The organism is Megamonas rupellensis DSM 19944, from assembly GCF_000378365.1.
In the GTDB taxonomy this organism is placed as follows: Bacteria; Bacillota; Negativicutes; order Selenomonadales; family Selenomonadaceae; genus Megamonas; species Megamonas funiformis.
The window spans coordinates 62,679-74,060 of record NZ_KB899567.1 but is presented as its reverse complement, the minus strand read 5'-3'; the positions used below and the strand labels follow the sequence as shown (position 1 = coordinate 74,060).

General features: G+C 30.4%; 10 protein-coding genes. 6 read left to right on the top strand and 4 right to left on the bottom strand.

All coding sequences use genetic code 11. The annotated features are described in order from the left end of the window. Positions 1 to 46: 46 nt before the first annotated feature. The 6 genes from F553_RS0101365 to F553_RS0101340 all read left to right on the top strand — a co-directional run bounded on the left by F553_RS0101365 (position 47) and on the right by F553_RS0101340 (position 4,764). On the top strand, positions 47 to 253 hold the full coding sequence (locus tag F553_RS0101365; RefSeq protein WP_018998695.1) for a hypothetical protein: 207 nt from the start codon (positions 47 to 49) through the stop codon (positions 251 to 253). Positions 254 to 514: 261 nt separating this feature from the next. Next, on the top strand, positions 515 to 1,426 hold the full coding sequence (locus F553_RS0101360) for a DMT family transporter (protein WP_018998694.1): 912 nt from the start codon (positions 515 to 517) through the stop codon (positions 1,424 to 1,426). A gap of 114 nt (positions 1,427 to 1,540) precedes the next feature. After that, on the top strand, positions 1,541 to 2,020 hold the full coding sequence (locus F553_RS0101355; protein WP_008537322.1) for a hypothetical protein: 480 nt from the start codon (positions 1,541 to 1,543) through the stop codon (positions 2,018 to 2,020). A gap of 5 nt (positions 2,021 to 2,025) precedes the next feature. After that, on the top strand, positions 2,026 to 2,781 hold the full coding sequence (locus F553_RS0101350) for a 6-carboxyhexanoate--CoA ligase (RefSeq protein ID WP_018998693.1): 756 nt from the start codon (positions 2,026 to 2,028) through the stop codon (positions 2,779 to 2,781). Positions 2,782 to 2,799: 18 nt separating this feature from the next. Further along, positions 2,800 to 3,954, top strand: coding sequence for an 8-amino-7-oxononanoate synthase (gene bioF, locus F553_RS0101345; protein ID WP_018998692.1), 1,155 nt, complete (start codon positions 2,800 to 2,802; stop codon positions 3,952 to 3,954). Between the two features lie 189 nt (positions 3,955 to 4,143). Then, a complete protein-coding gene (locus F553_RS0101340) occupies positions 4,144 to 4,764 on the top strand; it encodes a DUF4867 family protein (RefSeq protein ID WP_018998691.1) in 621 nt (206 codons plus the stop codon). Between the two features lie 57 nt (positions 4,765 to 4,821). Here the strand turns inward: F553_RS0101340 and F553_RS0101335 are convergent, their stop codons facing one another. From F553_RS0101335 to F553_RS0101320, 4 genes are all read right to left on the bottom strand, one after another. After that, complete coding sequence (locus F553_RS0101335; RefSeq protein ID WP_018998690.1) at positions 4,822 to 7,245, bottom strand: glycoside hydrolase family 3 N-terminal domain-containing protein; 2,424 nt, start codon at positions 7,243 to 7,245, stop codon at positions 4,822 to 4,824. Positions 7,246 to 7,308: 63 nt separating this feature from the next. Continuing rightward, complete coding sequence (locus tag F553_RS0101330) at positions 7,309 to 7,917, bottom strand: cytidylate kinase-like family protein (RefSeq protein WP_018998689.1); 609 nt, start codon at positions 7,915 to 7,917, stop codon at positions 7,309 to 7,311. Between the two features lie 22 nt (positions 7,918 to 7,939). Next, positions 7,940 to 9,250, bottom strand: a complete 1,311-nt coding sequence (locus F553_RS0101325) for an S-layer homology domain-containing protein (RefSeq protein WP_018998688.1) — start codon at positions 9,248 to 9,250, stop codon at positions 7,940 to 7,942. Between the two features lie 116 nt (positions 9,251 to 9,366). Then, the gene (locus F553_RS0101320; protein WP_018998687.1) at positions 9,367 to 11,373 is read right to left on the bottom strand and encodes an alpha-glucosidase; all 2,007 of its coding nucleotides are present in this window, start codon (positions 11,371 to 11,373) and stop codon (positions 9,367 to 9,369) included. Positions 11,374 to 11,382: the final 9 nt, after the last annotated feature.

Genomic DNA, 11,382 nt, shown 5'->3' with positions numbered 1-11,382 from the left:
TACAACATTTTATATATATTTTTTTAAAATCAGGAGGAATTTCATTATGAAAACTGTTCTTATTATTCGTGCTTTATTAGTAGCTATTGCAAGTTTCATTCTTTCCCTTTATATAAATAATCCAACAATTACTGCTTTAACTTTAGGCATTATTTATTTAGGCTTCTTAGCAAATCTCATCACTTATAGACTTATTACTAAAAGAGATGACGAAGAAGAAGCATCTTATCACAGCGCACATAGTTTACAATAATATTAATAATATATTGTAGGCTATTATTATACCTCTGACATAAATACACTTATGTCTTCAAATCAAAACCTATATATTAATTAAATCTTAATCTAATGTATAATTTTTGTGGAGCTTATTATGGATTGAAAAATCTTTAATAAGCTCTTTTTTTTATAGTTACATTTCATTAATTTATTCCTTTAAAGTCAATATATTGTTAGTCAAATATTAACATAGTATAATCTTAAAATATGAAATTTATTTTAGGAGCGTTATTTTATGAAATTGAAGCAATGGATTCAAATTTTTCCCATCTTGTCGGGCATAATGTGGGGTTCTGCGGGGATTTTTGTCCGAAAACTTAGCGAATTAGGTCTAAATAGTGTTTCTATTGTCGAAACTCGCATCATTGTTGCTATTATCATTATTATTGCCGGTTTACTATGTTTAGACAAAAAATTACTCAAAATCAAATTAAAGGATTTATGGATTTTTATTTGTGCTGGTATTTTTAGTATGTTAGGTCTAAATCTTTGTTATAACTTCGCCATAAATGAATTGACCTTATCCTTATCTGCTGTTTTATTGAGCCTTGCCCCTATATTTGTATTGATTTTAGCTAGTATTTTGTTCAAAGAAAAACTCACTTTGCAAAAAACCGTTTGTGCTATTTTGGCTTTGATTGGTTGTATATTATCTAGTGGCGTCTTAGAAGAAGTCGGTGCTATGAAATGGACTACCATCGGTATTATCATTGGCACTTTAGGTGCATTTTTCTACGGTACATATAGTATATTCTCCAAAATCGCCATGCTTAAAGGCTATCATTCTTTCACAGTTACAATTTATAGCTTAATGGCTGTTGGCATAGCTTTATTGCCTTTTACAGATTGGTTAAAAGTTTGGGAAATCATTCAAATTGACCCAGCGCCTATGAGCGGATTTTTATTATTACATTCTTTGCTTACTTCTGTATTACCATATATTTGCTTTACTGTAGCTTTAAATTATGTCGAAGCTGGCAAAGTTGCAATTTTAGCCTCTGGTGAACCTATAGCTGCTATGCTCTTTGGTATCTTCTTTTATCAAGAAATACCTACTATCTTATCTTTAATCGGTCTATTCACTGTTTTATTTGCTCTAGGATTATTGACCATTCCTTTTACAAAACTAAAAAAAATCTTTAATTAAATAAAACTAATCTACAGATATATTTTTCTTATGAAATCTATATCTGTTTTTTTATTTGACAAATATCTCATCTTTCTTTAAAATGTTAACTAAAATTATAGAAAGGTTGACAATATGAGATATAAAACTTCTACACTTTGTGAAATTGCTATTTTAGTTGCCATGATTTCTATATTAGGCTCAATCAAAATTCCTAATATCATTCCTGGCATTGAATTTCAATTATCCGCTCCCTTAGCAGTAGCTATTTGTAGTGTCTTTGGTTTTAAAAAATATATCATCAGTGGCATTTTATCTAGTGTAATCTGTTTAGCTTTAGGTACACAAAATATATTAAATGTAGCTATTGCCATGCAATTTCGTCTGATCGTTGGTCTACTTTTATATTTAGCTCAAAATCATCTTTATATGATAATTTTCGCTGGCCCTATCGCTTCACTCATCGCTAGATTTAGTCTATTTTTCTTTTTAGGCAATCTTGGTGCTTTGACATTTTCCATGATTTTATTTACCATTCCTGGACTTATCTTCACTGCTATAGCTTCCCCTATTTTAGTGAATATCTTAAAGAAAATAATTCATAAAAGGAGATAATATTTATGCTCTATAGTATTCGTATGCGTTCAGCTCAAGGTGGAGCCCATGAACATGGTGGTCATCATATTTCCGGTGCTGAACGTTTGATTACAACACAAGATTTGACTACAATCACAGAAAAATTAATTCAACGAGCTTTAACTCATGAAAAAGGCAAAGCAGATTTTATCCGCCTTACTATTGAAGAAGTCAAACCCAAAGATATCATAACTATTCCCATGCTTAAGATGGAAACGTATACAGCTATTGATGTAAATGATGGACATAAAAATGCTTGTGAATTTTTAGCAAATGCAAGCATTTCCAAAATAGCCATAGATAATGCTATGTCATCTTTATTATCACTACAAGAAAATATGCGTGGTGCTATTTTAATTGATGCCACTACAGGAAAACGCTTGGATAATACAGGCATGAGAGGAATTCGTGTCAGTCGCATGGATTTTAAAGATACACTACAAGCCAAAAAACATTTTGATGAATTAGGCTATACAGACAATCATGTACAAGAAGCTCTCGTCTTAGCTAGTAAAGTTTTATCCGCGCCAAATGTCGTAGGAGAATTATGTTGGTCTGATGATCCTAATTATATTATCGGTTATGTATCTGCCAATAATATTTATCACCGTATTACTAAAATGAAACCACTACATAGCAATCAAGGTGGTCGAGTATTTTTTGTAAAAACACCTGTAGATATCACAGCTTTGCAAAATTATCTTGAAAGACAGCCCGTACTTGTAGATATTAATTTATAAATTGAAATGGAGTATATCATGCAAGATAATTTAAATAAATATTTAACTGAAATAGAATTTTTACATCAACAGCAATTATATCGAAAACCTATAACTTATATTCCCATTTCTGCCACTAAAGTTCTAAAAGATAATGAAGAATTTTTAATGATGGCTTCTAATAATTATTTAGGGCTTACACATCACCCACAAGTGAAAAAAGCTGCTATTGATGCTATCGAAAAATACGGTACAGGCTCTGGTGGCTCACGTTTGATATCTGGCTCTCATATTTTATTTGCCAAATTAGAACAAGCACTCGCTGAATTTAAATCTACAGAAAAAGCATTGGTCTTTAATACTGGCTATATGGCTAATGTTGGCACTATTAGTGCATTGACTAATAATAATGATTACATCATCAGCGACGAATTAAATCACGCAAGTATAATTGATGGCTGTCGACTCAGCAAAGCTAAAACTTTAATTTATCGTCATAAAAATATGGCAGATTTAGAAAATATATTAAAAAATTTGTCATATTCTCATACGAAATTAATCGTTACTGATAGCGTATTTAGTATGGACGGCGATATCGCTCCTTTAGATGAAATAGCCTATTTAGCACATAAATACAATGCTTTAACTATGGTTGATGATGCTCATGCTACAGGAGTCTTGGGCAAAGGTCATGGCAGTGTAGAACATTTTCGCCTACAAGGAAAAATTGATATTCAGTTAGGCACTTTAAGCAAAGCCCTTGCTTCGGAAGGTGGCTTTGTCACTGGCAAAAAAATTCTTATTGAATATCTCATCAACAAGGCTCGCAGTTACATTTTTTCTACAGCATTGACACCAGCAGATATAGCAAGTAGCCTTGAAGCATTGTCCTTAATCGCTAATGATAATAGTTTAGTTAATAAATTGTACGATAATATTTCCTATGTACAAGATTTATTACAACAAAATAATATAGATGTAAACTTAACGACTCCTATCGTGCCTATCATTGTGCATAGCAATGAAAAAGCTCTGCAAATAGCTCAAAAACTCTATGAAAAACATATTATTTTATCTGCTATCCGTCCACCGACAGTCCCACAAAATCAAAGTCGATTGCGTCTTGCTATATCAGCTAGTCATACACAGGAAGATTTAAATTTTGTCATCACTGAATTAATTAAATTACTTTAAATTAAGACTTAGATATGGATTTACTACAAATCTAATATCTAAGTTTTTTTATTTTTATATTCTAATAAATTCAAAAATAAAACTAGACAAATTATTTATAATTTTGTAAAATATATTTTGTAAGATATATTTTACAAATGAAATAATTTTAAATTTATTATAATTCCTAATTGTACGAAGGTGATTTTTATGAAAAATATTACTGATGAAAGTTTCAAAAAATATGGTAGAATTTTAAATCTTGATACTACAGAATTTGTTGAAACAATGTTAAAAAAAGATAGTATTCCAGAAGGCACTGCTTATGTTGCTTCTGATCCTGACCTTGAAAAACTTCCTTTATTTAAACAATTACAGACTGAAGTTTACGGCGATGTTCCTATCGAATTTGGTTATTGCAATGGTCGCAACAATAAATTAAATGCTGTTGAATACCATCGTTGTTCTGAAATTGATATAGCTGCTACAGACCTTATTTTAATGCTTGGTCTTCAACAAGATATCAATTATGATAATAATACTTATGAAACAAGTAAAATCGAGCAATTCTTTATTCCGGCAGGTACTGCTGTAGAATTATATGCTACTACACTTCATTTTGCTCCATCTCGTCAAAATAACGAAGAATTCCGTTGTGGTATTGTACTTATCAAAGATACTAATTTACCATTAGAAACAATTCCTACTGATTTAACTGGTGAAAATCGTTTGTTATTTGCTAGAAATAAATGGTTAATTTGCCATTCTGAAAGTAAACCTGCTACAAGAGGCGGTTGCATTGGTTTAATCGGTAAAAATCTTGAAATTTAATAAAAACAAAAATGAGGATAAGAATTTTCTTATCCTCATTTTTTATTCCATATATTTTTATACTTTTATCTTTGCTGAATATATTCTATTACCTAAAATATTTATTTTTTCTCCTACTAAATTTATTTCTTCTTTAAAGATAATATTTTCTGAACTATTTCCTACCATTATATTAGCTCTTCCTGGCTCTACTACAAATTCCATATCTTCATTATAATATCCTAATTGTTTAGTATTTATCTCAAAAATTATATTTATTTCTTCATTTGGTTTTAAACTTATCTTTTTAAAAGCTATTAATTGTCTATTAGGTCTTATAACATAAGCATCTTTAAAATAATAATATATCTGTACAACTTCTTTTCCCTCTATTTTACCAATATTTTTTACTGTACATGATATCACTATATCTTCACCAGTTTTTATACTTTTATCTTTTATATTTATATCATCTATTAAAAATTTTGTATAACTTAAACCAAAACCAAATGGATATAATGGTCGATAACTTTCATCAATATAGCCACCACTAAAAATAGTTTGCATCACTTCATCACCATTAGAATAATATCCACTACCTACTTTATGATTATAATATATTGGTATTTGACCTACACTTCTAGGTATACTAATTGGTAATTTACCACTTGGATTAACTTTTCCACTGATGATATTACTGATAACATTTCCACTATATGGTCCTGGTAATCCTACATATAATATAGCTTGAATATTTTTCATTGATGGTATTACATATACTCCACCATATAAGACTAATACTATCGGCTTATTTGTCATTTGCAATTTTTCTAATAATTTTTCTTGTATCCCTGGCAAATTCAGTTTACATCTATCTTTTCCTTCACCACTAGTCACATTAACCCAGCCACAATTACCACCTAAAGCTACTACAATAACATCATTTTTCATAGCTAAATTATAACTTTCCTCAAATTCGTCATAATCTTTACCAATTAATGTACAACCTTTAATATAATCTATTTGATAATATTTTTCTAAGGATTCTTTTAATGATACAGCTCCTATTTCATCTAGAATATGAATTTCATCATCCAATTTTTTCCAATCATCTTCATTTAAAATACTATATATAGAATTAAAACTTTGTGTATCCTCATCTTTTTGTTCTTCATCTATAATACCATTAAAAGATACATCTTTTTTAACATTCTTTTTTAATGATTTAAGCATTTCTATATATGCTGGATAAGTATATCCTGCAATAGGATATCGCTTATTATCTGCATGTGGCCCTATTAATGCAATTTTTCTATTCTTAGTTAAAGGTAATATATTATCTTTATTTTCAAGTAAAACTATAGACTCCTCTGCTATAATTTCGCTCAGATTTCGTTTTTCTTGTACTTTTTCTATATTTATTACATTTTCTTTTATATACGAATTTTCAAACAAACCTAATTTAAATTTAATAGCTAAAACACGTTTTACAGACTCATCTATTAATTGTTCATCTAATTGATTATTTTTAACAAAATTTCCTAAATATTTATATGCCCCTCCAATCGGTATTTCTGTATCTAATCCTGCTTTTTTCGCTAATAAACCTGCTTCTTCATAAGTCTTAGCTAATTTAAAATAATCATATATCTTCCATATTGCAGCACCATCAGAAGTCAATAATCCTTTAAAATTCATAGTTTTTCTCAATAAATCATTTATGATGACTTTATTACAACCTACAGGTAATCCATCTATTTCTGAATAAGAAGCCATCATTCCATCTACATTAGCCACTTTATCTAAAGCTTCAAAAGGAGTTGCAAAAACTTCATATAATTCTCGATTATTTACTCTAGTAACTGCTGTATTCAAACCACCTTGAGTCTCTGCATACCCCAAGAAATGCTTTGCTATACAACTTACTCCTTCATTTTGTATTGCTTTTACATAATTTATTCCCATTTGTGTAGTTAAATATACATCTTCACCAAAAGTTTCATAACACCTTCCCCATCTAGGATCCCTGGATATATCAACAACTGGACTCATAACAGTATTTATACCTACATCTTTACATTCTTTGCCAATAATTTTTGCCATATCTTCAACTAATTTAGGCGCCCAACTAGCAGCTAAGTTTATCATTGCTGGAAAAATTGTTCCACCTTCACTAGGATATCCTGATAAACATTCACTTTGTAATATTACAGGAATGTTTAATCGTGTCTCATTTACAAAAACTTTTTGAATTTCATTACTAAATGACCTTATCCTTTTTATATCAGTTAAACCTACTAATGAATATTGTGTTATTCTTCCATATCCACATTTAGCTATAACTTTTAATCTTTTGTAATCTATTTTACCATCTTTTACAAAACTTGATGGTAATTGTCCACATAACTGCATTACTTTTTCTTCTAAGGTCATTCTTTTTATTAGATCATTTACTCTATCTTCTATAGAATAATTCGGATTTTTATATATCATTTTTTCCATTTTCTTTTTCCTCATAAACAAATCCCCTTTTTATTAATAATAAAAAGGGGATTTATCATCATATTATTTATTATTCTGTCTAATTTTTATATAATCAATAATTAAATCAGCTGCTTTTTCTAAAGGCATTTTACTTGTATTGATTATACAATCGTAGTTTTTAGGGTCTCCCCACACTCTACCTGTATGGTACTTGTAATACTCTGCGCGTTTTTTATCTTCTGCATTGAGTTCTTTCAAGGATTTTCCAGCATAAGTTGTTTTTCCTCTACTAGCTCTATAATCGTCATCAGCATAGATAAAAAATGAATAATGATTTTCTTGTTCGCTTAAAATATAATCTGCACAACGACCTAAAATAACACATGGACCATCATTAACTAATTGATGAATCACTTTTGATTCTGCTAAAAACAATTCAGTATTAACATTTGGGCCAGCATGAGAACCAAAAGAATAAAATGGCATGAATGCAGAAGAAAGTGGTAATACTTTATTTTCTAATTCGCGTAAAGATTCATCTGTTAAATCACCAATGCCTAACATCGCTGCAGCCATATGAATAATTTGTCTATCATATAATTTTACGCCTAGTTTTTTAGCTAAAATTTCACTTAATTCTCTACCACCACTACCATATTGTCTACTAATGGTAATAACTGTATTACTCATATCTTTTACCCCCTTAAATTAATTAAAATTGTAATTCAAGTTGTCCAAAGAATTTACTTGCATCTTGATCTGTGGAAATATCTTTACCATCAAAATATTTTAATGTTGCTAATACATTTTCAGCTGGTACAAATTCTACGCCAAATTCAATACCTTTCTGGTCAGTCCATGCACCTTTATAAACTGGACCAATAGCAACCATTGCACCTAAATAACGATATGCAACAAATGCATCCCAAGAACCTGGATCTTTTGTATCATAGCCTTTATATGTTAATTCAACACTATAAGCTTTAGATTCATCACCTTGTACTGTGAAATCTCCTGTTGTATTATAGCCTTCGCCTTTTGTATTTTCAGCATAATTTCCAGCTATTTTAAAGTTATCATCAAATTTATAACCTAAACCAACATTCCAAAGACTCAATTCATCTGTATCAAAATCTGCGCTAGATAAAGTTTTTCCATTACCTAAATTAATAGTATTTTCTTTGAAATAATCTTTAAATAAATAATATCCAGCCTGACCTGTCCATTTATCTTGAGCATAATCAAATTGTACAGCATAATAATCTGCTGTAGTTTTATCCATATCTGGATTAGCTGCAGATCTATCAGTATTAAAACGACCAGCTTGAATTGTAGTTTTTAAATTATCATTATTAAAGATTACTTCTGCACCAGATACTTTATCATCTAATAATAAACCATTCATCGGTAAAATTGGATATTTACCTAATTTCCATGTTCCACCTAAAGCAGGACCTTCTACCCATGCTCTATCTACTGTAGCATCAAAATTTTCATCATTACCAATATCGCTTAAATATTCCACACGAGAATGTGCCATCCAACCTGTATTACCAATATATGCATGAGGTTCTATACGGAATAATAAATTATGTTCACTATTTCCACTAGGTTTAGTTTTATCTACATCAGTATAACGATATCTTACAGTTCCTGACCATTTTACATTATCAGATTTTTTCTCTAAATCGCTAACTCTAACACCTAGATTATCTAATTCTTCAGCAAATTCAGCAGCTAATTTATCTACTAAAGCTTTATCTGCTTTATCTAAATCAGTTTTTGCCATAGCACGAGCTGTAATTTGAGCCATTTCATAACGAGTCATTGTATTTTGACCTTTATATGTACCATCTGGATATCCATCAATAATACCATCAGCTGCTAATTGACTTACTGCATCATATGCCCAACTATCTTCTGGAACATCAGAAAAAGGATTTTGTGCTGCTAATGCTGTTCCTGTAATCAATCCACTTAAAACCATCGCACTAAGTGTAGATGTTAACATTTTTTTATTCATAAATAACTTCTCTCCTTGCTCAATATAAATATTGAAAATAAAAAATATTACAAAAATATTTATAGCTTATTTAAATATTAGACAGCTTATATTTCTATAAGCTGTCTATTCTATTATCAAATTTCTTTTACACCATTGAATAATTCAGTCCATGCACTACCTTTGCGGAAGAATACTGGTGGTTTTCCAATTGGAGCATCAATTGTAATACTTTGACCACCTTGGATTTCTTGCATATTCCAAATATTTACCCATGGTTGACCTGCTGGTAAATATACCTGCCATTCTTTTACATCTTTTTTATGAACAGGTGCTACCAACATATCTGGACCAAACATATATTCATCTTGAATAGCATAAGTATTTATATCATTTTCAAAATGAACAAATAATGGTCTTTGTACTGGATAGCCTTTTTGACTAGCTTCTTCAGACAAGGATTTTAAATATGGTTTTAAATGACGATGAATATTTGTCATTCTAGCTAAATGAGCCATTGTTTGAGCATCTTGGTCAAATTGGAAGTTTTCATATGGTCTATTGCATTCATGAGTTCTCATCATAGATGTGAATGTTGCCATATCTACCCAACGATCAAATACTTCTTTAGTTCTGCGGTTACCAAATAAGCTTGTATAACCACCAATATCACTATGATGATATGCATTACCTAAAAGACCAGAGGATAATGCACCACAGATAACAGTATTCAAGCCATCATGACGAGAGAAATCTACGCATTGGTCACCAGCCCAAAGCATTGGACAATATTTCTGTGTACCTGTACCACCTGCACGCATGAAGAATGTTACTTCATCTGTTAAGCCTCTTTCAGCAACACCTTTAGCATTTACTTCTGCCCAAAGTGCTGGCCAAGCATTATGCATGATTTTTGCATCTACGCCATTTGCAAGATAAACATCATCTGTTGGTAAATATTCACCAAAGTCAGCCATCCAGCCACGTACACCAAAATCAAGCATATTTTTCTGAATGATTTCTTCTTTAAACCAATCTGCTGCTTCTGGATTTGTGAAATCTACGATACCACAATAAAATTCACCAAAATCTACAAGTGCTGTTTCACCTTTAGAATTTTTAGCAAAATATCCTCTTTCTTCAGCAATTGGGAATAAATCTCCATCTGTGCAAAGATATGGACAAGCATATGCTAAGAAGCGAATACCTCTTTGTTCAAGTTCTTTGATTTTTTTATCTAAATTAGGATAACGTTTTTTACCCCATTTCCAATCCCAGAAATTTCTTGTACCAAAAGATGTTTCTCTTACACCAGCCCAGTCTTCACTCCATACACCTACAACTGGAATACCATGGTTTATAGCATTTTCCATACGAGAGAATGTATTTTCTTCTCCGCCTTTTAATCCCAAAATAACACCATCATATAACCAATCTGCTAATTTAGGCTGTTTACCAAATCTATCACTTAATTCTTCAATAATACCCAAGAAAGTATCTGCTGTGAAAAATTCTATAGATTCAGGAACTTCCCAAATTTGTAATTCATGGAATGCTTCATTTCTAAAATCGAAATCTGCATAAGCTGTGCTGTTTACATGACAAGCATATTTTCTTGAAGATACAAAAGTTGGTTGTGGATAGTTAGTATTATAATAATCGCCACCAGCTTTATTGTATTTATCAGATAAAAATGTTATTTCTGTTGTTTTATCACGACCAACACCTGGTTCAGATGTCCAAAGAGGGAAATGTCTTCCTCTCAAATTGAAATAAGACATCTGTTCCCCACAGCCCCAAACAAATTCTTCTTTTTGAGCTGGAATTCTAATCCAAATACGATTTACATCATCATTTGTAGCTTTAATATTTACTTTTGCATAATTATCTTTAGTTTCAACATTTAATTCAATTTCAGCTACATCATTATAAGCTGATAATAATACTTTATTACCATCAACTTTAGCATTTTTTAATGGATATCTTTCAATTACATAATCTTCTATATCAAAGTTGCCACGATAAATATCCATTTTTTCTTTACCTTTACCAATAAAGATAGCTGGATTATCTATTGTATGAGAAAATACTACTTTATCATTTTCTATTAAAGAAAAACCATTTTCAATATTTACTAATTGCATAATCTTTCT

Excerpts from the sequence above, each read along its gene's own strand:
- F553_RS0101365 (WP_018998695.1), top strand. The coding sequence starts at position 47 with ATGAAAACTGTTCTTATTATTCGTGCTTTATTAGTAGCTATTGCAAGT.
- F553_RS0101360 (WP_018998694.1), top strand. The coding sequence starts at position 515 with ATGAAATTGAAGCAATGGATTCAAATTTTTCCCATCTTGTCGGGCATA.
- F553_RS0101355 (WP_008537322.1), top strand. The coding sequence starts at position 1,541 with ATGAGATATAAAACTTCTACACTTTGTGAAATTGCTATTTTAGTTGCC.
- F553_RS0101350 (WP_018998693.1), top strand. The coding sequence starts at position 2,026 with ATGCTCTATAGTATTCGTATGCGTTCAGCTCAAGGTGGAGCCCATGAA.
- bioF (WP_018998692.1), top strand. The coding sequence starts at position 2,800 with ATGCAAGATAATTTAAATAAATATTTAACTGAAATAGAATTTTTACAT.
- F553_RS0101340 (WP_018998691.1), top strand. The coding sequence starts at position 4,144 with ATGAAAAATATTACTGATGAAAGTTTCAAAAAATATGGTAGAATTTTA.
- F553_RS0101335 (WP_018998690.1), bottom strand. The coding sequence starts at position 7,245 with ATGGAAAAAATGATATATAAAAATCCGAATTATTCTATAGAAGATAGA.
- F553_RS0101330 (WP_018998689.1), bottom strand. The coding sequence starts at position 7,917 with ATGAGTAATACAGTTATTACCATTAGTAGACAATATGGTAGTGGTGGT.
- F553_RS0101325 (WP_018998688.1), bottom strand. The coding sequence starts at position 9,250 with ATGAATAAAAAAATGTTAACATCTACACTTAGTGCGATGGTTTTAAGT.
- F553_RS0101320 (WP_018998687.1), bottom strand. The coding sequence starts at position 11,373 with ATGCAATTAGTAAATATTGAAAATGGTTTTTCTTTAATAGAAAATGAT.